This is a genomic window from Rothia aerolata, from assembly GCF_014635585.1.
GTDB lineage: Bacteria > Actinomycetota > Actinomycetes > Actinomycetales > Micrococcaceae > Rothia > Rothia aerolata.
The window spans coordinates 1,253,697-1,275,363 of sequence record NZ_BMDC01000001.1 but is presented as its reverse complement, the minus strand read 5'-3'; the positions used below and the strand labels follow the sequence as shown (position 1 = coordinate 1,275,363).

Genomic DNA, 21,667 nt, shown 5'->3' with positions numbered 1-21,667 from the left:
CGCGAAAATGTGTTTCATTGCTTCTCAGCGCAACTACTTCTGCCCCCAACCCCTGAGCTTCTTGGAGCCCGCCATAAATGCCTTGGCCGCAAAGCGGGCGCCCCGGGCAGAGGCGGTGTTGCTTTCGGCGAGCGAGTTCAGCTCCTCGGCGCTGGTTGCTTCAACGGGCTCCACTGAGCCGATGTCGCTTGCCTGCTCCGGGGCCAGCTCCTGCGGTTCCTCCTCGGGCGCTAGCCGCGCGTCGTCCGGAAAATCAGCAGGTAGCTCGCCCAGCTTCTCGTGCGCCTGCTTGATGAGCGCGGCGGCAAATTCCTTGCGGGCTCGGGTGGTTTCCATGACCGAGCTACCCGAGCGAATCAGCTGTTCCCCCGACTTGACCAGCAGGAACATCTGCGGGTTGCGCGCACCAATCTGCGCCACCGCAGCGATCGCGTTCAGGGGCGAAACACCTGACTGCCCCTCCTCGTGGGCAATGGGCTGATCGAGGGTCCGCAGCAGCGCGTGGATGTCGCCGCCCAAGATCTCTGTCGCCGCGTCGTCCGCGTTCTCCGGCGCCCGACCGTGCAGCAGAGCCAACGCGAAGAGGTAGGTCTTAATGCTCTGCGAGGAGCCCACGTGTGCGGCGGTACTCACGCCCTGGGCGGTTTTCTGCGTGTAGGCGGAGATATTCTGGACGACGCCCGCCTGGCTGGCCGCGCGCGTGAGGTTAGCAACGCGGGAGTTGCGGGTGGCGGCGTTAAGCGCGCCGGGAATCATGTGGTTGATTCCTGTTTCTGCTCCGCCCACCAGCACAAAGTCGCGGCTAAATTTCTGGTCGATTCGCTCCGCAATCTGGGCGGGAGTTTCTTCGGGAAATTTTCTGCGCAGGGACCTAATGCGACGAATAGCCAGGGGCTCCTGGGTTTCTTCGGGGCTCGCCTCGGGCGAAGGGTTTGAGCTCTGCGCTGTAGCGGTGCGGTCTTGGTCGGTCATGGCTTCATTGTATCTTCCCGCTCAGAAGCCGGCTTCTGAACATTAAGTCGCTAAATAAACGGCCTTTTGTTCAGAAGCCGGCTCCTGAGTAGGAAGAGTCCAAACTACCGAGCGAACTTCAGCAGCTCGGGAGCAATACCGATGTAGGTGTGCGGGGTGAGCTCTGAAAGGCGCTTTTCAGCCTCGGCAGATAGACCCAGCTCAGCCACGAATTCCTTGAGGCGGGCGGCGTCCACGCGGTGGCCGCGGGTTAGTTCCTTCAGGCGCTCGTAGGGGTTGTCCATGCCCTCAACCCCGGCGATGGCCTCGGCGCGCATCACCATTTGAATGGCCTCGGCAAGAACCTCCCAGTTCTCGTCCAGGTCGGCCGAGATAACGTCCTCGGCAACGTCCAGCCGGGCAAGACCCTTGGCAACATTAGAGATTGCCAGTACCGAGTGGCCGAAAGCCACGCCGATGTTGCGCTGAGAGGAGGAATCGGTGAGGTCGCGCTGCCAGCGGGACTGAATCAGGGTGGAGCCCAGGGTGTTCAGTAGGGAGTTGGAGATTTCCAGGTTGGCTTCGGCGTTCTCAAAGCGAATCGGGTTCACCTTGTGCGGCATGGTGGAGGAGCCGGTTGCCCCCGCCACCGGAATCTGGCGGAAGAAGCGGATGGAGATGTAGCTCCAAATGTCGGTGCAGAGGTTGTGCAGCACCTGGTTGAAGTGGGCGATGGAGGAGTAGAGCTCTGCCTGCCAGTCGTGGTTTTCAATCTGGGTGGTCAGGGGGTTCCAGTCCAGGCCCAGTCCGGTCACGAATTCTTCGGAAATCTTCAGCCAGTCGGCCTGGGGAGCGGCGGCAAAGTGGGCTGAGAAGGTGCCGGTTGCACCGTTGATTTTGCCCAGGTAGTCAGCCGATTCTACAGCCTTGACCTGGCGGCCCAAGCGGTAGGCGAAGACCGCCAGCTCCTTGCCCAGGGTTGAGGGGGTGGCGGGCTGGCCGTGGGTGCGCGAGAGCATGGGCACGTTCTTGGAGGCCTCTGCCATCTCGTTAATCTGCTCGACGAGCGCGCGGGCGGCGGGCAGCCACACGTTAGTGACGGCGTCCTTGATGCCCAGTGCGTAGGAGAGATTGTTGATGTCTTCGGAGGTGCAGCCAAAGTGAACCAGCGGCTTCAGGCGCGCCAGGCCCAGGCCCTCAAGACGGTTGCCGATGAAGTATTCGACTGCCTTCACATCGTGAACGGTTACAGCTTCGATTTCTGCCAGTTCAGCCACCGACTCCTCGGTGAAGTCGGTGACGATTGCGCGCAGACCCGCCTTCTGCTCATCGGTGAGCGGTTCGAGACCGGGGAGAACCTTGTTTTCGCAGAGGTAGATGAACCATTCAACCTCCACGTGCACGCGGTCGCGGTTAAGGGCTGCTTCGGAGAGGTAGTCAACCAGGGGTTCGGTGGCGGCCTTGTAGCGACCGTCGAGAGCGCCGAGGGCGATTCCCGCGCCGGTAAGGGAGTGGCGGCCATTGGGCAGAGTAGTGCAATTATCACGATGAGACATGCTTCTATTTTGACACGCGCGCTCGGCGGTGCCGGTGAAGTCGGCGTAACGGGGGAGTAAAACTCCCGGCGTTGCGGGCGAACCTGTGGATAAGTGCCGGGATTCCGCTCAAATCTTCCACTCAAAACCTGTGGATAACCAGATTTAATGATGTTTAATGCTCTTTTATCCACAATTTATATTTTTGCTATTTACAGCCTGATTTTAATCTCTATAGTTTTGGGTATGGACAAGAATCGCAGGAAGGAATGCGGCAATGGGTCTTGATGCGGGTGAAGTGCTGTCTGCTGTGGCCGGTCTTGGATTAGGGACGGCGGCCAGTGCAGCGGCTGCCTCGGAGCTGGTGGGCCTGGGGCAGGTGGTGCGGGAGCGTGCCTTTGCTCTTGCTCGGGAAGTAGAGGGGCTGGCCCGCCAGTCGGACTCTGCCCAGCAGGGGCTTGCAACCTGCGAAGAAATTCCATGGAAGGGGCAGGCTGCCGAGGCTTTCAGGCTGGTGGTCCATGAGCGCCAGCTTCGGCAAGGGCAGTGTTCCGAGGGTCTGAGTAATGCCGCCGAGACCGTGCGCCTGGCAGGTGAGGCTTTGGCTGCTGAACTGGATGCCCTGGCGGGGTCAATTTCTGCCGCGGGTCGAGCCGTAGATTCAGCGCTGAGACAGGCGGCGTCGTCCTTACCCGAACTCAGCGACGTCACCGACCTCTTACGCGACCACAGCGTGGTGTTTGCGCAGTCGCAGCTGGATTCGCTGATGAGCCAGCCGCTGGTCAGCTCGGTGAAGCGGGTTTTAGCCTAAAAGTTTCTGAGGGAGAGAGGGAGAAAACATGGCGGGTGTGGCTCAGAGGGAGCTGGCGATTGCCGGGGGCGGCGGGCGCCTGTATGTAGATACCGATTCGATAGAGGAGGCGGGGCTGCGCCTGACGGCCCTGGGTGAAGAAAATCTGAGCATCGGGGCTAGGCTGGCTCCGCTTGCTGCCCAGGTGGCGGCCCTGCTGGGCCTTGAAGCTACCGGCACAGGCGCCCGGGCTGCTGGCATGCTGACTGCGGCGGCAGCGGCTTGCGGTGCTCAAGGGCTGGAGCTGATGACTGTGGGCTCCAGCGCGAAAACCGCGGCTGAGACCTATGCCCAGGCAGAAGACGTTGCCAACCGCTGGCTGAACGAGCTGGCGCTGGAGGTGCCGGGAGCCTTCTACTGGCTGGCAGAGCAGTCTGCTCCGGACGGAAAAATCGGCGAGAAAATCGATGAATACACCGGGGATATTTGGCTGTCTGAGCTGACCGCTAAGGCTCTCTTTGGGTTTGGCTACTACCTAGATACGAAATTCAATGGTGAGGGCTTCGCCAAAATCCGCGCCAAGAAAGCCCTGGATAAGATAGGAATTCCGGACTCTCTGCGCGAGGGTCTGGCTGATTTTGCCTTTGACCTATCCAAACCCTGGGGCTCTTACCGGGATCTGGCGGATGATAGCGTTCGGGTGAAGAAAATCGATTCGGCAGACCGGTCATCTCGCGGTGCCCAGGCCCGCTCTGACCTAGAAAAGCAGCTAATCGATTACCCAGAAACCGCTCTTGACTACGCCCACAACCTCGATATTGTGGGGCAGCTGATTGAGAATAACGACCGCGAACATGCCGCTGCCGGGGACGTGATTGAATACGGCGGCATCTATTTTCAAGTGAGCCGCGATGAGCAGGGGAATATCTCTGAGGCCCGCGTCTACGTGCCCGGTACCGACATGGATAAAAAATTTCTTCCCTACTCGGGGGAAATTGCCTCGGTGGGGAGCAACCTTGAAGAAGTCAGTCATGATCCCACCACCCCGATTGAAGACAGCACTGCCTACATACAGCTACTGGATCGCGGGCTCCGTGAACTCGGGCTGGAAAACTCCGGGGTGCCCGTCTATCTTGCGGGCTTTAGTCGCGGGGGAATCGTGGTTGCTAATGCAAGTAGCAATACAGAAATGCGCTCAAAATATAACCTGCAGGGCGCCTATATTCAGGGTGCGCCGGTGGGCGATGATTCCCTGCCAGACGACATTCCCATTACCGTGGTCAGAGATCGCGGAGATACGGTTCCCAAACTTCAGGGAAACGGGCGGGAGCCTTTTCAGGCAGACAATGTGGAATATATCGACACCGACTACTTCGGTGTCACCGAAAGCGGCAGGGCTGAGGCAGCCTCTGAAGACATTGATTTCTGGGGCTCTCACGGCTCGGCAGAATACGTTGAAGCCTTGAAGGCCTCTGGCGGAGCAGAGGGTCAGCTGAGTGAGAATGACCCGCTTCAGCAGGCAGAAACCTACCTGGTTGAGGGCTCCACCTGGTCACCTTCTACCACCAATGACGACATTGCTTTTTACACCGAAACCAGCATGGCGGTGGCTGGCTACGACCTGGTGGAAACTGTCGGAGACAGACTCAAGAATCCGCTCATGCAGGCCTTGCCCGACCTGTCCGAGGATTTTGACTACAGCGATTTTTACACAGACTATATTGCCCCGCGCATAGAAGAGCACCCGAGTCTGAGATACCTCAGCCCGGGTGCTACATTCCACGGCTACCGCTATTATCTCTATGCTCAAACCGCGCGGGCCCGGGCAGAAAATGCGGCTGAATTCGCCTACATTCCGCCCGAGCCCGCTCAGTAGCTAGTAGCCAGGAGCTAGCTTATGCAGGGTACATGGGGTTGTGACCCGCGGTGACCTTTTCCGACTCTCGTACGGGGCCGGGAGCGGTGGCGCCTGCTGCCTCATCGAAGGGGGAGCCACCCAGAGCCTCGCGGCCGTGCGGGGTCAGCCAGCCGGAAAGATCCGGGCCCGCGGGCACAATCTGAGTGGGGTTAATGTCCTCGTGCACGATGTAGTAGTGTTCCTTGATCTGCTGGAAATCTACGGTATCGCCGAAGCCGGGGGTCTGGAAGAGGTCGCGGGCATAACCCCAGAGGTTGGGCATGGAGGCCAGGGTCTGGCGGCCGCACTTGAAGTGGCTGTAGTAGACGGCGTCAAAACGCACCAGGGTGGTGAAGAGGCGAATGTCAGCCTCGGTGATGTGGTCACCCATCAGGTAACGGCGAGTAGACAGGCGCTCCTCTACCCAATCCAGCGCCGTCCACAGACGTTCAAAAGCTGCCTCGTAGGTCTCCTGAGAACCGGCAAAGCCGCAGCGGTAGACTCCGTTGTTGATCTCGGTGTAGATGCGCTTCATGACGTCGCGCATCTCGTCTTCGAGTTCGGCGGGCCAGAGGTCGGGTGCGCCTTCGCGGTGGAACTGCTTCCATTCCTTGGAGAAGTCCTCGGTAATCTGGGGGAAGTTGTTGGTGACTACCGCGCCGGATTCAATATCAACGATAGCGGGAACAGTGATACCGCGGGGGTAGTCGGGGAAGCGAGCAAAGTAGGCTTCCTGCAGGCGTTCGATACCCAGAACGGGGTCAACGCCGCCCTCGTCCAGGTCAAAGGTCCAGGAGCGAATATCGTGGGTGGGGCCGGGCAGGCCTACCGAGAGTACATCTTCAAGTCCCAAAAGACGGCGCGCAATCAGGGTGCGGTTTGCCCAGGGACAGGCGCGGGCGGCAACCAGGCGGTAGCGGTTCGCTTCTACGGGCCAGTAGTCGCGCTCGGCGTCATCGGCAAAAGCAGAGGGGTCTGCCACAATGCGGTCTTCGATGTAGTTGGTGTCGCGGGTGTATTCCTCACCTGCGTGAACGTAGGCGCCCTTGGTGGAGTGCTCGTTGGGGGAAGTGTTCTTGCTCATCTTGGTATCTGCCACCTTCGTCTTTGGGAAATACTCTCCTTACAGTATGAAGCATTTTCATTGAAAACGAAAGTAAAATTATTTTTATATTCAAATAAATTTAGGAAGTAAACTTCTGACCAGTCTCTTCACTGGGTGAAACGCGGTGTGGGAAGAAGGCCCCGCGCATACTAAGATGGGCGTTATGCGCAACACAGAGAAACCCCAGCCCCGCCCCGTTTTTGAGAAGCTCCCCAAGTATTCGGCAGGAAAGCCCCCGGTTGCGGTGGAGGGGCTGACCCAGTACAAACTCTCCTCCAACGAGAACCCACTGGGCCCGGTCGATGAGGTGCGGCAGGTGCTACGGGACTTTGACCAGACCCACCGCTACCCCGACTCCCTGGCAACCCGTTTGCGCACTGCCCTGGGCCAGCAGCTGGGGGTTGACCCCGAAGATATCGTGACCGGCGCCGGAAGCCTGGGGGCACTGACCCAGATTCTTGCCACCTTTGCCGGTGGCAACCCCGACGGCAGCCAGGACGAAGTGATTTACTCCTGGCGCTCCTTTGAGGCCTACCCCATCTGCGTGGGCCTGGCCGGTGCCAAGAGCGTGCAGGTTCCCAATAACTCCGATGGTTCCCACAACCTTGCTGCCATGGCAGAAGCCATTACCGAGCGCACCAAGGTGATTCTGGTCTGCACCCCCAATAACCCCACCGGCCCCGCCGTCACCGAGGCTCAGGTGCGGGACTTTCTGAATAAGGTGCCCTCTCGCGTGTTGGTGGTGCTCGATGAGGCCTACTTTGAGTTCTGTCAGGCAAGCGAAATTGAAGCCGGTACCCAGCCGCCGGTCAACGGACTCAACGTTTACCCCGACTACCGCAATGTCGTCGTCCTGCGCACCTTCTCCAAGGCGCAGGGGCTGGCGGGGTTGCGCGTGGGCTACTCGATCTCCCACCCCGAAATCACCGAACACCTGCGCGTCGGTGCTACTCCCTTTGCGGTCAGCTCCCTGGCGGAGGAGGCGGCTATTGCCTCAATCGAACACAGCGACCAGGTGATGCAGCGGGTTCAGCATCTGGTGGCAGAGCGCGAGCGCGTCAAAACTGCCCTGGAAGCCCAGGGCTGGTGGATTCCCGACTCCAAGGCAAACTTTATCTGGCTGGCCACCGGGGAACACACCCCGGCCTTTAGCGCGCTCGCCGAGGAAAATGCCCTGTCGGTGCGGGCTTTCGGCACCGAGGGCGTGCGGGTGAGTATCGGTGAAGACGAGGCGAATAGCCGGCTCATCAGAATGTGCGAGGGCTTCCCTCACAAGGCGCAACGGCCTGAGTAGGGTAGAATACGTGAGCTGTTACACCCCTTTCTTCTGGGGCAATCTCAGTGCTCAGGCATAGTCTTAAGCACAGTAAGTATTTATTCATCTGCACGGAGGGCATATGAGCACCCAGGTGGGCGCAGACCACAGCGCCGCAGAGAATCCTTTTGGCATTCCACCGCGGATTCAGCTAATGAATGAGGCGGGCGAGGTGAGCCAGCACGAGATCTTCAGTTCCTATCTTGAAGATGTGGACGGCGAGGTGCTCAAGAAGCTCTTCCGTCAGATGATGGTCACCCGCCGGGTGGATGATGAGGCTACCTCCCTGCAGCGCCAGGGCGAGATGGCCCTTTGGGCTTCCTGCCGGGGCCAGGAGGCGGCCCAGGTGGGTTCTGGTTTTGCCTATGCGCCCAACGACTATATTTTCCCCAGCTACCGCGAGCACGCCCTGGCACATACCCGCGGGGTGGATTTTGGGGAGCTGCTTCAGGTTTTCCGCGGCTCGGCCACCCTGGGCTGGGATGCCAAGAAGCACAACTTCCACGCCTACACCCTGGTACTGGCGGCGCAGGTGCCGCACGCGGTGGGCTATGCGATGGGCCTGAACTTCGACGCCGATATTGAGGAGCAGACCGGGGTGCCCCAGACCGGCCAGGGCCAGGTGACCGATCCGAGTAAGGACGGCGCGCGCCCGGCTGTTGCCGTCTACTTCGGCGACGGTTCCTCCACCGAGGGTGAGGTGCACGAGTCGATGGTCTTTGCAGCTTCCTACAACGCCCCGGTGCTCTTCTTTGTGCAGAATAACCAGTGGGCTATCTCGGTGCCCTTCTCCACCCAGTCTCGGGTGCCGGTATCTACCCGGGCGGCGGGCTACGGCTTTGAGGGCCTGCGGGTAGACGGCAACGATGTTCTGGCCGTGATTGCCGCAACCCGCTACGCGCTGGAGAAGATTCGCGCTGGCGAGGGCCCGGTTCTGATTGAGGCTGAGACCTACCGGCTCAACGCCCACACCACCGCTGATGACCCCAGCCGCTACCAGGCGCCGGAGATGCTTGAGGCGGCTCAGGCAAAAGATCCGGTGGTGCGTTTGGAGAAGTACCTGCGCCAGCAGGGTCTTGCCGATGATGACTTCTTTGAGTCGGTCAAAGCCGAGGCCGAACAGACAGCCCGGCAGACCCGCGCCAGCCTGCTGGCCTCAGAGCCGCGCGATTTGGACGAGCTGATGGGCGCCGTCTACGCTGAGCCGCACCTGCAGGTGGAGACAGACCGGGCTTTCTTCCGCGAGTACATGGACGGCTTTGAGGACTAGGGATTAGAGATGACTGTAGAGAAACTTCCGCTATCTAAGGCGATTACCCGGGCGCTGCGCTACGAGATGGTGTCTAATCCCAAGGTGGTTGTGCTCGGTGAGGATGTAGGTAAGCTCGGCGGCGTCTTCCGCGTGACCGACGGTCTTCAGGCCGAGTTCGGTCCCAAGCGAGTCATGGATTCACCTCTGGGGGAGGCCGGTATTATCGGCACCTCTATTGGTATGGCGATGCGGGGCTACCGGCCGGTACCCGAGATTCAGTTCGACGGCTTTGTCTTTCCCAGCTTCAACCAGATCACCTCGCAGCTGTCTAAGATTTATTCGCGCACCGCGGGCCAGTACCAGGTGCCGGTGACTATCCGCCTGCCCTACGGCGGTGCAGTGGGTTCCCCCGAGCACCACTCCGATTCTCCCGAGGCCTACTTTGCCCACACCCCGGGCCTGCGCGTGCTGACTCCTTCTTCAGCCCACGATGCCTACTGGATGCTGCGCAAGTCGATTGAGCATCCAGATCCGGTGATTTTCCTCGAACCTAAGCGCCGTTACTGGGCCAAGGGCGATGTGGATTTTTCCGATGAATCCTATGACCCTTTCAAGGCAGCTGTGCTGCGCGAGGGCTCAGACCTAACCCTGGTGACCTACGGACCGCTGGTTCCGGTGGCCCTAGCCGCCGCCGAGGCCGCTGTTGAAGACGGCCACGACCTTGAGGTCATTGACCTGCGCTCCATCTCGCCCATGGATACCGAGACCGTTGCCGCCTCGGTAGAGAAGACCGGCCGTCTGGTGATTGCCCAGGAGGCGCCCAGCTTCGTCTCCGTTGGCTCCGAGCTCGCCGCCGCTATTGCCGAGCGCTGTTTCTTCTCGCTGGAGGCACCGGTGCTACGCGTGGGCGGCTTCCACATGCCCTACCCCGTGCCCCGCGCCGAGAAAGAATACGTGCCCGGTATTGACCGTATTCTCGAAGCGGTTGACCGTTCCTTCACCTACTAATTTCCGCCTACAGTCCAAGGATTATTCATGGCTCAGATTTTCAAACTTCCCGATGTCGGTGAGGGCCTGACCGAGGCTGAAATTGTCTCAGTTAAGGTTGCCCCCGGCGATACTGTCTCTATCAACGACATTCTCTTTGAGGTAGAAACCGCCAAGTCCGTGGTGGAGCTGTCTTCCCCTTTTGAGGGCACGGTAGAGACCGTTCACGTGAGTGAGGGAGAGACCGTCGAGGTCGAGTCTCCGCTGGTGACGATCAGTGGAGGGCAGGACGACGCTGGTTCGGCTGAGTCTGCTCCTACCGCTGATACCGCCGCTGCCGGCTCTGCTTCGACAGGCGGGGAAAGCCAGAAGATTTTGGTGGGTAACGGACCCAGCGCAGACCCGGTCAAACGCCGCGCCCGCAAGAAGCCCGCCAAAACCGCCCCCGCGCCGTCCCCGGCACCCGCTCCGGTCAACAGTGCTCCGGTGCAGCAGAGCAGCGCCCAGCTCGAGGCCCAGCAGGAGCGCAAGCTACTGCGCGGCAGCCTGGGGGAGTCGCTGGGCGGTCTGACCGAGAAGGCCTCTGCCCTGCTGGAAGAGCGCCTGCGCAAGAATTCTTCTAGGGGCGAGGTGGCGGATAGGCCGGTAGGCTCGATTCCGCGGCGTCCTACACTGGCGAAGCCCCCGGTGCGCAAGGCGGCCCAGGATATGGGCATTGACCTGGCCCACGTAACCCCCACCGGCGGCCACGGCCAGGTGACCAAGCGTGACCTGCTCAACTACGCCGCCCACGTGCGCGATGCCGATACCTCATCGGAGGCACCCACCGCCGAGACCCCGGATTCCTTCTGGATTCCCGCCGGTGCCTGTGGCGACCGCATCGAGCGCATCAAGGTGCGCGGCGTGCGCAAGGCAACCGCTAAGGCAATGGTGAACTCGGCCTTTACCGCACCGCACGTCTCTATCTTTGTAGACGTGGATGCAAGCCGTACCATGGAGTTCGTCAAGAGGCTCAAGAAATCCCGCCACTTTGAGGGCGTGAAGGTTACCCCGCTGCTGATCCTTGCCAAGGCGGTGATTTGGGCAACCGCCCGCAACCCCCAGGTTAATGCCACCTGGACTGACTCAGAGATTCTGATTAAGCACTTCATGAATCTGGGTATTGCAGCCGCCACCCCGCGCGGTCTGATGGTTCCCAATATCAAGGATGCTCAGGATCTTTCCCTGCGCGAGCTGGCGCTTGCGCTGAACGAGCTGACCGTGCGTGCCCGTGAGGGTAAGACCCAGCCGGCAGAAATGAGCCAGGGAACCATGACCATCACCAATATCGGCGCCCTGGGCATTGATACCGGAACCCCGATTATTAACCCTGGCGAGGTTGCGATTATTGCCTTTGGCACCATTAAGCAGAAGCCCTGGGTGGTGGACGGCGAGGTAATTCCGCGCTGGGTGACCACCCTGGGTGGCTCCTTCGACCACCGCGTGGTGGACGGCGACCTCTCGGCCCGTTTTATGGCAGATGTGGCTGCGGTGCTGGAGGAACCGGCGCTGCTGCTTGACGAGTAGTGACCTGCTTGCGGGTGGGGTGTTAGGGGTTATAGGCAGATAAGTGTGTCCCGCCCCGGGCGCCTCACCCGAGAAAGTGGCAGAAAAGTGTGGCCACTAACATGTTTGGCGTTTATCGAGAATGGGTCAGTGTACTGAGTCGCCGCTTAGATTACAGACGCCGCTTCAACGACGTTTCGCCGGTAACGAACCGGCGATTTGTCGTTGAAACGGCGACTCGATAAAACAGGGTCATCTGCACGGTCTGCCATAATCACCGAGTGGCCATTTTTAGACCGTTTTCCTCCGATTTTCGGTATAAAAATGGCCTCTCGGGAAAGCTCAGCGATGACAAGGTATAGGTTTCTTCTTGCCGGGCTATCTAGGGTACAAGTGAAGTCCCCGAGTACAAGTATTGTCTTGTACTCGGGGACTTCACTTGTACCTTTGGCCTCTTCACGGGAATTTGCTTGTATCTTAGGTCTACTAACAGGAATCTATGTGTACCGAGAGCTTGTTTCAGCTCAAAATTCACGACTGGTCCATATTGCAGGTGCTGGAGTTTTGGGTGGGGGAGGACTGGGGTTAGCTTCTGGGGCTAAGTTGTGGGGCTGGTTGCCTTGTGGCTGTTGGGGTGCACTTTTCTGCCTATAACTCGGTTTTAGGTAGAGAAAAGGCACGATGGCCGCTCCTTCAGGGGAGCGGCCATCGTGCCTTAGAAATATGCATGTTCCACGGCTTAGAAAAGCTGTAAAACCTGCTTTATTAGTGTGGAACGGCTTGCCTGACATCCCCCAACGTCGTGGCAAGCACAAGGCGAGTCCCCCGACACGCCTTTCCGACTAGTTCCATTATTCCAAACCGTTACTTTCTTGTATGTCCCTAAATAAACTGACAATAAAGCAACAAATAGCCCACAGGTGTGGTTAAGCTAGAAGCGGTCTATCTCCCCGGTGGGAGAAATTTCTACCGCCGAGGGCTCGTCATCCTCTGAATTACCGTCGTGCACCAGCATCACCGCAATGGGATCGCCCACCGGGAAAGCGCGAATCGTAATTGTACCGCCGCTAGCGTCTTCGAGCATATCCACCGCCGCCGTAGTCACCGCGCGCATCACCGAGACCGGTAGCTGCTCCCCGCGCTCGTCCAAAATATCCACCTTGGCACCCCTGCGCCGGGCCTCTAAAGCGGCGTCCAAAATCTTCTGATTAACCACGTAGCGGCCGCGGATCGTATCGCGCAACTGAGCCTCGGTGAAGCGGAACTGTTTGATTTCCTCGGCGGTAACCGGCTCTGGATTATAGGCAATGCGGTGCAGCATATCCTCGGTAAGAGTGCGCACCTCGTAGACCCGCTGGGCCGCTACATCGCGGGCGCCTACCTCGGCAGCCTGCCGCAGCTCCGCGTTCTGCAAAAGGATGCGCGCCTGCCGGGCACGATGGCTCGCCTGCTCAATCTGATACTTGAAGAGGTGGGCTGCAAAAACAATCATACAGGGCACCAAAAAGAGCGCGGCAATATGGATGGTGGGTACAAAGAGCACCAGGTGCCACTTCAGCACCAGAAGAGACGAGAAAAATAGAACCGCCCAGCCTGCTGTAATGTGGTTTCGAACCACCAGCACCGAGCTGATCAAAACAATCACCATCAGCGGCAGGGTGATGTTTCTAGGATTGATGTTGTGGGGCAGGGCCGCGAGCATCATCTGCACCGTTCCCAGTGAAACTAGCAGAATCAGCGGAATCATAAAGGGCGGCAGCTGAAGGTTGCGGCTGGGGAAGAAGACCAGCAAGAAGCCCCAGCCAATCGAGGCAAGAAGGGGCACCCAGGCATAGGGCTCGGTCAGGGCAGCCGAGTTGTACCAGAGCAGAAATTCAACAAGCACGCAGCCCATGTAGAGGGCCAGGCTCACCCGGAAAAAGCCCGTGGAGTAGTAGGCACTAGACACTAGAGTTCACCCGGCCATTGAACGGTTACCCGGGTGCCGCGGTAGGGAGCTGACTTAATGGTCACTCGGCCTCCTACCTCTTCCATGCTGCGCAGCATAGAGACGCGCACACCCATGCGGCTCATATCGAGATTCTTCATGTTAAAGCCCTGGCCGTGGTCGAGCACGGTGCAGAAGATGTAGGGCTGGTCCTCGTCGGAGCGCAGGGCAGAGGCCGGGCGGCGCATCTCGGTGCGGATACTGATTTGGGTAGTGCGGGTTCCCGAATGACGCGCGGAGTTCGAGACGGCCTCGGTGACGGCGTGGGTGAAGGCGCGCGCCACGTTACTGGGAATCTCGGATTCGGGATCTGCCTTGGGTAGGTCTGATTCGTCGTTTTCTACGAAGCGTAGCCGGGAATTCCAGGGGGCAACCCCCACCGCAATCTGCTCGGTCAGCGATTGAAAGGTGGAGGGGCGGGCGGTGGTGGAGAAGCGTTCTGACTCGTCCTCAAGTACCCCAATAGCCCGCTGGGCCAGTGCCCGGGTACGGTCTGCGATGGGGCCTTCGGTGCGGCTGGCATCGAGCAGGGCGGCCATCACGTTATCGTGTACCAGCTTGTCGAACTCCTGCAGGGAGTGGGACTGGTCGCGGGAGCGGGTCAGCTGGAGCTGGGCGCTGAGAGTCTCGGCGTAGAGGTTGTCAGATTTCTCGGTGTAGTAGTAGGCCGCGCAGAAAAAGAAACCCAGCAGCAGGCAGCAGGTCAGAAGAAAGAGTCCGCGAGCCACCGCCTCGCTGTACTGAATATCCAGCCCCGAGGTCCAGGAGGAGCCCGCCACGCTGACGGCGTAGGCCAGGCCGAAACCCAGGGAATGCAGGGTGGTGCTACGCAGGCCGTCTGTAGTGATGGGCGTGATAAGTCCGTAGAGGCCGATGAGGGTGCACCAGGGCACCACTGTGGAGGCGTTTTCGGTGATAGCCAGCGGGTAGGTGAGATATGCCCCGTAGGCAATATACAGGGCGGGGGTTACGGTGGCCCGGGAGTATTCGCGGCGAATCCCGTTGTAGATGAGCCACATGCTGTTGGTGATAACCAGCAGGGCAAAGATACTGTGCCAGCTGGCAAAGTTGTAGCCGCTCATCTTGAGAGCGGGGTAGTTCTGAAAGATAAGAGCTACCCCGAAGACAGCAAAGAAAATCTCAAGAGAGCAGAACAAAACAAGGCTACTGGGCCCAGAAACCTGTCGATTGCTGGGGGACCAGGGCCTAGGAATGAGCCAGCTTGTTTTGCGGAGGGACTGTGCAAGCTCCTTAGTTGCACCTCTTGCGTGCTGCACCGGGGGAACCTCTGAGTATGAAGGGGGAAAGAAAGACGAAAAATGAATTAGAAGTAGCGCTCTGCGGTCTTAACGTCTTCCATGCTGTCTACCAGCCCGTCTTCAATAGCGCGAATGCGCAGGTCAATCTTGGTGGGTGCGGGGCGGCCAACACGGGCGTACTTTTCGCGGATACGGTCAATGTTGGTCTTGACCGCTGACTGCTTGATGCCCATGCGGCGGGCTACCTGAACCTGGGCAAAGCCCGAGGCGTAGAGGCGCAGGGTCTCCTGCTCGCGAGGTGAGAGAGCAGCTCGGGAGAACTCGTGGTCGCCGTCAATGGCCGCTGCCAGTTCTTTGGTAACAACTGCCTTGCCGTTGGCGATGTTCTGGGCTTCTTCCAGGGCGTGTTCCAGGGGCTCTGACTTACGTACCAGGCCCAGGGCACCCGACTTGAGCGCCTCGCGAATCAGGCTGGGGTTCTCGCCGATGGAGAAGATGAGAACTTTAATGCCGGCCTGGCGCAGTAGCTCAACGTTTTCTGAGGGGCGGGAGCGATCCTGTAAGGAGAGGTCGAGAAGAACCACATCGCACTCGCGCTTGACCTTGCCCAAATCTGCAGTTTTAGGGTCGCGCGGGTTGCGCCCCAGAGCCACCAGAAGTTCGCTGACCGTAGGAGATGCTGCGACAAGATCGACCCCCTCGGTCTTGTCTGCTACAGCTCGCATACCTTCGCGAACAACCTCGTGATCGTCAACGATAGCTACTAAAGTATCTGTCATTTTTCCCCCAAGTAAAAGCAGATGTACCCCTTTCGCCGAGGTTGTTGAGTCAGCGAACGAGGTCTGGTGTATTTATTTAAATTTTTGATGAAACTTGTTCAAGTGATTGTCATTTTAGCTTGAAGTCTCCCATAATTTTTCTTCAAGCTGAGAAATGACCTTAAAAAGGCCACACCAGATAATGACACTTTGCCCCAGTCTCGGCAAGCTGGTTGCTGAGATGTCGATGATAATTCTGGTTACACCCTGTAGTTTTCAGGCGGTAGCGCCTGTGACTTTGCGAGTTTGCGGTGGTAGCGGGTGCCCAGGGCAGAACCGCAGAGGCTGCCGATGAGGGCCAGCACCAGCAGTACCAGCACTCCGGGCAGGTCGGTGATAACACCGCGGGCAAAGAGGTTCTGTAGACCCAGCTGGGGCACCCCGGTGGCAATCTGGCCAGCCACTGTGAGTGTTATCAGGGTTGAGACAATAATGGCCAGCAGGTGCCACAGCCACACACCCAGCCCCTGCTTGAGCGGAGCAAGCCGGGCCATGCGCGCCGCGGCATAGCCGCCCAGGGCAAAGCTGAGAAGATAGAAGAGGCCGGCGAGAATGAGCCAGAGTCCTGGCCCCGCGGTGCTGCCGGTTAGCGGATGAATCAGTTGGTCAAAGCCCTCCTGAAAACTGCCGAAGGAGGGAATTCCCACCAGGCCGGACAGTCCGGCCAGCGCGTAGCTGCTGAGGTTCACCAGGCTGTAGGCAACCAGCCAGCCCAGAAGGGCCGGAAGAAACTGAATGCGGGCGTAGTTTTTGCCGGAGTAGGACGCCGCGTGGTCGGCCGGCATGGAGTAGGTGGCAGGCTGCCCGGTATAGTTCGGTGCCGCCGGATTCGGGGTAGGGGCGCTGGCCGGTCGGTTCTGGTGGGGAACCTGCTGGGGTTCCGGCTGCCGATAGGTCAGCGGCTCGGTGGGATCCTGGGCTACCCGCCGCGGCCTGGTGGCAGAAATTTCGGTGGGGGAGCGCTGATCCTGCGGGCTGAGCACGCGGGTGGGGCCGGCGTCGTCCTCATCCTGCTCCTCATCAAACGCGAAGTCCCAGGCATCCAGTGCCTCTGTGCGGTCTGAATCGGGCGACTCAGAACCAAAACGGCGAGTTGAATCCATGACCTAGCCCCTAACGCATCCTAGAAAAGTACATAGCTGATGGCCTAACGATCCCAGAGGGCCATTGCCCCAATAATGAGTGCGCCCAGTAGGCAGGCAACCAGGCCCACCGCAATCATGCGGCGAATAATCTGGTGGATGAGCTCGCGAATTTCTTCTTCGCTGGGCGGGGGTAACTGTTTGTAAGCCATGGCTTTAGTATGTCAGGTGGGTATTCATGGCACAATCGTGTGTATGCACAATGCCCAGAATCAAGCCTCAGCTGAAGAAACTTGGCCGCTGCAAAACCGGCTCTGGACCAAGAATTACACCGAAAAAACTCAGAATGTACTGAGTCTGCCAGAGACCTCTCTGAGCCACCTGATGGAGCAGGCGGTGCGGGAAGTACCGCACAAGATTGCTCTGCAATTCTTCGGTGCCACCACCACCTACGCTGAACTGGGCGAGCAAATCCAGCGCGTTGCAGAGGGGCTGCGTAAGGCGGGAGTCAATGCGGGCGACCGCGTTGCCATTATTCTGCCCAACTGCCCCCAGCATATTGTTGCTTTCTACGCGGTGGCGCGCCTGGGCGCTGTGGTGGTAGAGCACAACCCGCTCTACACTTCAGCCGAGCTGCGCCATATGTTTGAGGATCACCGCGCCAAGGTGGCGATTGTCTGGGATAAGGCGGCTGAGCACGTGACCAGCCTGCCGGCAGACGTTCGCCCGCAGGCCATCTTTGCGGTGAACATGATCGAGGCCATGCCCCTGCACATGCGCACCGCCCTAAATCTACCCCTGCGGTCGATGAAGAAGTCCCGCGAGAAGCTGGAAGGTCACGCCCGCGGAACCAAGAGCTGGAAGTCCCTGCTGAAAAACGAGCCGATTGACCCCAACCACCACCGGCCCACCGCCCACGACCAGGCGCTGATGCTCTACACCTCGGGCACCACCGGCACGCCCAAGGGGGTTATGCTCACCCACCGTAACCTTGAGGCCAACGCCCGCATGGGGGAGGAGTGGATTCAGCCCAGCGACGATGAAGTATTTTACTCGGTGCTTCCCCTCTTCCACGCCTACGGTATGACTTTGGGGTTGACCATCGCGGTGCTCTGCCAGGCCCGCCTGGTTATATTCCCCACCGTGGATATTGACCTGATTCTCAAGGCCATGAAGAAGGTGATGCCCACCCTTCTTCCCGCTGTTCCGCCGGTTTACCGCCGCCTGCTAGACACCGCTGAAGAGCGCGGAATCTCGATCAAAGGTATTCGCTACGCGGTCTCCGGTGCCATGAACCTGCCGCCCGAATTGGTGGCTGAGTGGGAGGAGAAGTCGGGAGGCTACCTGGTAGAGGGCTACGGCCTAACTGAGTGCGCGCCCCTGGTTTCGTGCAATCCGCTCAATGACACCCGCCGGGCAGGGTCCATCGGTATTCCCTTCCCCGATACCGACCTGCGCATTGTTGACCCAGAAACCGGCCAAGATGTGCCCCTGGGGGAGGAGGGCGAGCTCTGGGTGCGCGGCCCCCAGCGCTTCAAGGGTTACTACAAGCGTGAAGAAGAGACCCGCGCCTCCATCACCCCCGAGGGCTGGCTGCGCACCGGCGACATCGTCAAGATGGACGAAGACTACTTCCTCTACGTGGTAGACCGCATTAAAGAAGTCATTATTACCGGTGGCTTCAACGTCTCGCCCAGCGAGGTGGAGGTGGCGCTGCGGCGTCATGACTCCGTTGCGGACGCCGCGGTGGTGGGTCTGCCGCGCGAGGGCGGCGGAGAGATGGTGGTGGCTGCGGTGATTGCCGCCGAGGGCTACGCCATTGACGAGGCGGAACTGCGCGAGCACTGCTACAGCGAAATCACCCGCTACAAGGTGCCCCGCCGAATTTTTGAGGTTCAGGACTTCCCCCGCTCGATGCTGGGCAAGACCCTGCGCCGGCAGGTGCGCCTGCAACTGGAGGAAAAATACGGCAAACAGTAGTATTACGAATTGTTACATTGTGACGCCGTGTGCCGTTAAAAATGCCTTATAACTACTCATTTTTAGCGGCACATGGCGTCTGCTTTTCTGCCGTGTTTGAATTGAAGCAATCACTTTGTAACGGCTCCGATCGGGGCCGGAACAGCTCACATTTTGTATGACAGAAAGATTCATAGCCGTGAAGAAATTCGTTGCCTCTCTCGCAGTACTGCCCCTTGCCTTTGGCCTGGCTGCATGTGGTTCAAACTCCTCCGAGCAGGGAGCCGCATCCGGTGAGTCCGGCGACCCCATCACCATCGGTGTTGTGGGCGCAGACGCTGTACACGATGCTTTCGTAGAAGAGGCAAAGGCCGAGGGCATTGAGGTGGAGATTCAGGATCTCTCCGACTACAACCAGCCCAACCCCGCTCTGGAAAACGGCGACATTGACATCAACTGGTTCCAGCACATCGACTACCTGGCTAACTACAACAACTCCAACGGCGGAGACATTGCTGTGCTGGGTGGAACCGAAATTTACCCCCTGGGTCTCTACTCTGAGAAGTACGATTCGGTAGATCAGATTGGTGAGGGCGAGACCATCGCAATCCCCAATGACCCCACCAACTCGGTGCGCGCCCTGCTGGTGCTTGAGGGCAACGACCTGATTTCCTTCAAGGATCCCAACGTTCAGTACCCTACCGTGGATGACATCGATACCGAAAACTCCAAGGTTGAGGTTGTAGCCGTTGACGCAACCCAGGCTGCCCTCTCCCTGGGCGAGAACGCTGGCTCTGTCATCAACAACGACTTCCTGGCTGACGCCGGCCTGGAGGCAACTGACGCCATTGCTGTGGACGACGCCTCCTCCGACGCCGCTAAGAAGTACGCCAACGTCTTTGCCGTACAGCCCGAAGATCTCGACAACGAGACCTACAAGAAGCTTGTAGAGGTCTTCCACTCCGACGCTGTACAGCAGGCTGTCTCCGACAACACCCAGGGTACCGCCATTGAGGTGAACGACTCCCAGGAGGAGCTGAACAAGATTCTCGACGAGACCGAGAAGGCCCTGCAGGAACAGCAGTAACAACACTCACGCACAGAAGCGGTAGCCGTACCCCTGCCCGCCTGATACCTTGAAAACTCACGGTGTCAGCGGCAGACCCAGCGGTTACCGCTTTTATGCCGTCTATGCCTACTACGTCAAAAGCACGAAAGCATACTATGAGCTCAGAAATAGCTAAGGCCTCGCAGCCGGTTTCCCAAGACATGGTGGTTCTTGAAAACGTCACCAAAGAATTCAAGACCGGTAAAAAGACCTTTGCCGCGGTCGATGATGTTTCGCTGACCATCAAACGCGGAGAAATTTTCGCTATCATCGGCTACTCTGGCGCCGGTAAATCAACCCTGGTGCGCCTGATTAACGGTCTGGAAACCACCACCTCGGGAACCCTGACCGTAGACGGCCGCACCATCTCGGGCCAGCGGGAATCAGCCTTGCGCGAGGCACGCCATAACATTGGCATGATCTTCCAGCAGTTCAACCTGATGAACTCCCGTACCGTTGCCAGCAACGTAGAATTTCCGCTCAAGGTAGCGGGCTGGGACAAGGCAAAGCGCCGCGCCCGCGTGCAGGAAATGCTGGAGTTCGTGGGCCTGGCAGACAAGGCGAAGAGCTACCCAGACCAGCTCTCTGGCGGCCAGAAGCAGCGCGTGGGCATTGCACGTGCGCTCGCCACCTCGCCGTCCTTGCTCCTGGCTGACGAATCCACCTCAGCGCTCGACCCCGAGACCACCTCAGAGGTGCTTTCCCTGCTGAAGAAGGTCAATGCTGAGCTCGGTATTACCGTGGTGGTTATTACCCACGAGATGGACGTCGTCTCCTCCATCGCAGACCGCGTGGCGGTCATGGAAAAGGGCAGGGTCGTGGAACTGGGCAATGTCTACGACGTTTTCTCTGCCCCGCAGACCGAGGTGGCCCAGCGCTTTGTGGCAACCACCGTCAAGCAGGCGCCGTCCAAAGACGAAGCAGCAGAGCTCAAGGCCCGCCACCGCGGCTACCTGGTCAATATCGAAATTACCGAGGGCAACCAGGGTATCGGCAAGGTGCTCTCTTACCTGGGCAACCGAGGCGTGCAATTCAACATCGTGCAGGGCGGCTTGGAAACCCTACAGGGTAAGTCCTACGGCAACCTGACCCTTGAACTCATCGGCGAAGTCACCAGCGTAGACGCCGTCATTGCCGAACTCGGCACCGTAACCCGCGTGAAAGAGGTGCGTTCATGAACACCACCGGCAAGCTCGTAGCAGTCAACGAAATCAACTGGGAGACTTTCTTACCCGGTAAGCTCTGGCCCGCTATTCTCGACACCGTCTACATGGTGGCGGTGACCATGGTGATTGCAGGTTTCATCGGTCTGGTGATCGGCGGCCTGCTCTACACCACCCGCCAGGGCAACATTCTGGCCAACCGCCCGGTGAACTTCATTCTCAACGTCATCGTCAACGTGGTTCGCCCCATCCCCTTCATCATCCTTCTGGCGGCCCTGGGCCCCTGGACCGTTGCCGTCGTCGGCACCCGCCTGGGCACCAACGCAGCCATTTTCGCCATGTGCTTCGCGGCGGTCTTTGCCATTGCCCGCATCGTGGAGCAGAACCTGGTCTCCATTGACCCCGGCGTGATTGAGGCAGCCCGCTCCATGGGCGCGTCAAAGGCGCGGATTCTCTTCTCGGTGATGATTCCCGAGGCGCTGGGCCCCCTGATTCTCGGCTACACCTTCCTGGTAATCGGCGTGGTCGACATGTCGGCAATGGCCGGCTACGTGGGTGGCGGCGGCCTGGGCCAGGTGGCCATGGTCGATGGCTACCAGCGCTTCAACTCCTACGTGACCTGGACCGTGGTGGGCGTCATCATCATTATGGTGCAGCTGATTCAGTTCGTGGGTAACGTGCTGGCGCGGAAGGTCATGCGCCGATAAGGACGCCGCCGGGTTCGGTTCTCTTGCTGAGTTAGGTTCGCGTCGTCCGCGGGAGCCTCTAGCGCCTGATTCCCTCAACGCCGCCGCAAGCCCTAGGGGCTTGGGGCGGCGTTTCAGTCCATACGGCGCGTCGAGGCCTCCCGCGTTCCGCCGCTAGTTGCGCCGCGAGCATGGGACAGGGCGAACGCGGCAGCGCCGTATGGACTG

General features: G+C 59.4%; 18 protein-coding genes. 10 read left to right on the top strand and 8 right to left on the bottom strand.

What is annotated here, in order from left to right; translation table 11 throughout:
• Positions 1-33 precede the first annotated feature (33 nt).
• A complete protein-coding gene (locus IEV00_RS05710) occupies positions 34-972 on the bottom strand; it encodes a hypothetical protein (protein ID WP_188359298.1) in 939 nt (312 codons plus the stop codon).
• 104 nt (positions 973-1,076) lie between these two features.
• Positions 1,077-2,507 (bottom strand): adenylosuccinate lyase, encoded by a 1,431-nt coding sequence (gene purB / locus IEV00_RS05705; protein WP_188359297.1) that lies wholly within the window; start codon positions 2,505-2,507, stop codon positions 1,077-1,079.
• 256 nt (positions 2,508-2,763) lie between these two features.
• Between purB and IEV00_RS05700 the strand changes: the two genes are divergently transcribed.
• Together IEV00_RS05700 and IEV00_RS05695 are read left to right on the top strand one after the other, a co-directional pair.
• Positions 2,764-3,297 carry a hypothetical protein gene (locus tag IEV00_RS05700; protein WP_188359296.1) on the top strand — a complete coding sequence of 178 codons (534 nt, stop codon included), beginning with the start codon at positions 2,764-2,766 and terminating at the stop codon, positions 3,295-3,297.
• Positions 3,298-3,325: 28 nt separating this feature from the next.
• Complete coding sequence (locus IEV00_RS05695) at positions 3,326-5,152, top strand: hypothetical protein (protein WP_188359295.1); 1,827 nt, start codon at positions 3,326-3,328, stop codon at positions 5,150-5,152.
• A gap of 19 nt (positions 5,153-5,171) precedes the next feature.
• On the opposite strand, the gene IEV00_RS05690 is transcribed toward IEV00_RS05695, so the two are convergent.
• On the bottom strand, positions 5,172-6,257 hold the full coding sequence (locus IEV00_RS05690; RefSeq protein WP_188359294.1) for a glutathione S-transferase family protein: 1,086 nt from the start codon (positions 6,255-6,257) through the stop codon (positions 5,172-5,174).
• 184 nt (positions 6,258-6,441) lie between these two features.
• Between IEV00_RS05690 and IEV00_RS05685 the strand changes: the two genes are divergently transcribed.
• The 4 genes from IEV00_RS05685 (at position 6,442) to IEV00_RS05670 (ending at position 11,398) form a co-directional block, all read left to right on the top strand.
• A complete protein-coding gene (locus IEV00_RS05685; RefSeq protein WP_229723081.1) occupies positions 6,442-7,572 on the top strand; it encodes a histidinol-phosphate transaminase in 1,131 nt (376 codons plus the stop codon).
• Between the two features lie 103 nt (positions 7,573-7,675).
• Entirely contained in the window at positions 7,676-8,863 is a 1,188-nt protein-coding gene (locus tag IEV00_RS05680; protein ID WP_188359293.1) for a thiamine pyrophosphate-dependent enzyme, read from the top strand.
• Between the two features lie 9 nt (positions 8,864-8,872).
• The gene (locus IEV00_RS05675; RefSeq protein WP_188359292.1) at positions 8,873-9,853 is read left to right on the top strand and encodes an alpha-ketoacid dehydrogenase subunit beta; all 981 of its coding nucleotides are present in this window, start codon (positions 8,873-8,875) and stop codon (positions 9,851-9,853) included.
• Between the two features lie 27 nt (positions 9,854-9,880).
• Entirely contained in the window at positions 9,881-11,398 is a 1,518-nt protein-coding gene (locus IEV00_RS05670) for a dihydrolipoamide acetyltransferase family protein (RefSeq protein ID WP_188359291.1), read from the top strand.
• A 910-nt stretch (positions 11,399-12,308) separates the two neighbouring features.
• Here the strand turns inward: IEV00_RS05670 and IEV00_RS05665 are convergent.
• The 5 genes from IEV00_RS05665 to IEV00_RS05645 all read right to left on the bottom strand — a co-directional run bounded on the left by IEV00_RS05665 (position 12,309) and on the right by IEV00_RS05645 (position 16,735).
• Positions 12,309-13,325, bottom strand: a complete 1,017-nt coding sequence (locus tag IEV00_RS05665; RefSeq protein WP_188359290.1) for an ATP synthase subunit B family protein — start codon at positions 13,323-13,325, stop codon at positions 12,309-12,311.
• Positions 13,325-14,521, bottom strand: a complete 1,197-nt coding sequence (locus IEV00_RS05660; RefSeq protein ID WP_188359289.1) for a sensor histidine kinase — start codon at positions 14,519-14,521, stop codon at positions 13,325-13,327. Before IEV00_RS05660 ends, IEV00_RS05665 begins: the two co-directional genes overlap by 1 nt.
• Before the next feature lie 167 nt (positions 14,522-14,688).
• Positions 14,689-15,402: a response regulator transcription factor gene (locus IEV00_RS05655; protein ID WP_188359288.1), complete on the bottom strand. Its 714-nt coding sequence runs from the start codon at positions 15,400-15,402 to the stop codon at positions 14,689-14,691.
• Positions 15,403-15,641: 239 nt separating this feature from the next.
• The gene (locus IEV00_RS05650; RefSeq protein ID WP_188359287.1) at positions 15,642-16,544 is read right to left on the bottom strand and encodes a hypothetical protein; all 903 of its coding nucleotides are present in this window, start codon (positions 16,542-16,544) and stop codon (positions 15,642-15,644) included.
• 44 nt (positions 16,545-16,588) lie between these two features.
• Positions 16,589-16,735 carry a hypothetical protein gene (locus IEV00_RS05645; RefSeq protein ID WP_188359286.1) on the bottom strand — a complete coding sequence of 49 codons (147 nt, stop codon included), beginning with the start codon at positions 16,733-16,735 and terminating at the stop codon, positions 16,589-16,591.
• A gap of 43 nt (positions 16,736-16,778) precedes the next feature.
• Between IEV00_RS05645 and IEV00_RS05640 the strand changes: the two genes are divergently transcribed.
• The 4 genes from IEV00_RS05640 to IEV00_RS05625 all read left to right on the top strand — a co-directional run bounded on the left by IEV00_RS05640 (position 16,779) and on the right by IEV00_RS05625 (position 21,460).
• The gene (locus IEV00_RS05640; RefSeq protein ID WP_188359285.1) at positions 16,779-18,503 is read left to right on the top strand and encodes a long-chain-fatty-acid--CoA ligase; all 1,725 of its coding nucleotides are present in this window, start codon (positions 16,779-16,781) and stop codon (positions 18,501-18,503) included.
• 178 nt (positions 18,504-18,681) lie between these two features.
• Complete coding sequence (locus IEV00_RS05635; RefSeq protein WP_188359284.1) at positions 18,682-19,569, top strand: MetQ/NlpA family ABC transporter substrate-binding protein; 888 nt, start codon at positions 18,682-18,684, stop codon at positions 19,567-19,569.
• 137 nt (positions 19,570-19,706) lie between these two features.
• Complete coding sequence (locus IEV00_RS05630) at positions 19,707-20,768, top strand: methionine ABC transporter ATP-binding protein (RefSeq protein WP_229723080.1); 1,062 nt, start codon at positions 19,707-19,709, stop codon at positions 20,766-20,768.
• Positions 20,765-21,460 carry a methionine ABC transporter permease gene (locus IEV00_RS05625; RefSeq protein WP_188359283.1) on the top strand — a complete coding sequence of 232 codons (696 nt, stop codon included), beginning with the start codon at positions 20,765-20,767 and terminating at the stop codon, positions 21,458-21,460. The genes IEV00_RS05630 and IEV00_RS05625 overlap by 4 nt, the downstream gene beginning before the upstream one ends.
• The last annotated feature ends 207 nt before the right edge of the window (positions 21,461-21,667 follow it).

Coding starts and splice junctions, on each gene's coding strand:
- IEV00_RS05710 (WP_188359298.1), bottom strand. CDS start 972: ATGACCGACCAAGACCGCACCGCTACAGCGCAGAGCTCAAACCCTTCG.
- purB (WP_188359297.1), bottom strand. CDS start 2,507: ATGTCTCATCGTGATAATTGCACTACTCTGCCCAATGGCCGCCACTCC.
- IEV00_RS05700 (WP_188359296.1), top strand. CDS start 2,764: ATGGGTCTTGATGCGGGTGAAGTGCTGTCTGCTGTGGCCGGTCTTGGA.
- IEV00_RS05695 (WP_188359295.1), top strand. CDS start 3,326: ATGGCGGGTGTGGCTCAGAGGGAGCTGGCGATTGCCGGGGGCGGCGGG.
- IEV00_RS05690 (WP_188359294.1), bottom strand. CDS start 6,257: ATGAGCAAGAACACTTCCCCCAACGAGCACTCCACCAAGGGCGCCTAC.
- IEV00_RS05685 (WP_229723081.1), top strand. CDS start 6,442: ATGCGCAACACAGAGAAACCCCAGCCCCGCCCCGTTTTTGAGAAGCTC.
- IEV00_RS05680 (WP_188359293.1), top strand. CDS start 7,676: ATGAGCACCCAGGTGGGCGCAGACCACAGCGCCGCAGAGAATCCTTTT.
- IEV00_RS05675 (WP_188359292.1), top strand. CDS start 8,873: ATGACTGTAGAGAAACTTCCGCTATCTAAGGCGATTACCCGGGCGCTG.
- IEV00_RS05670 (WP_188359291.1), top strand. CDS start 9,881: ATGGCTCAGATTTTCAAACTTCCCGATGTCGGTGAGGGCCTGACCGAG.
- IEV00_RS05655 (WP_188359288.1), bottom strand. CDS start 15,402: ATGACAGATACTTTAGTAGCTATCGTTGACGATCACGAGGTTGTTCGC.
- IEV00_RS05650 (WP_188359287.1), bottom strand. CDS start 16,544: ATGGATTCAACTCGCCGTTTTGGTTCTGAGTCGCCCGATTCAGACCGC.
- IEV00_RS05645 (WP_188359286.1), bottom strand. CDS start 16,735: ATGGCTTACAAACAGTTACCCCCGCCCAGCGAAGAAGAAATTCGCGAG.
- IEV00_RS05640 (WP_188359285.1), top strand. CDS start 16,779: ATGCACAATGCCCAGAATCAAGCCTCAGCTGAAGAAACTTGGCCGCTG.
- IEV00_RS05630 (WP_229723080.1), top strand. CDS start 19,707: ATGAGCTCAGAAATAGCTAAGGCCTCGCAGCCGGTTTCCCAAGACATG.
- IEV00_RS05625 (WP_188359283.1), top strand. CDS start 20,765: ATGAACACCACCGGCAAGCTCGTAGCAGTCAACGAAATCAACTGGGAG.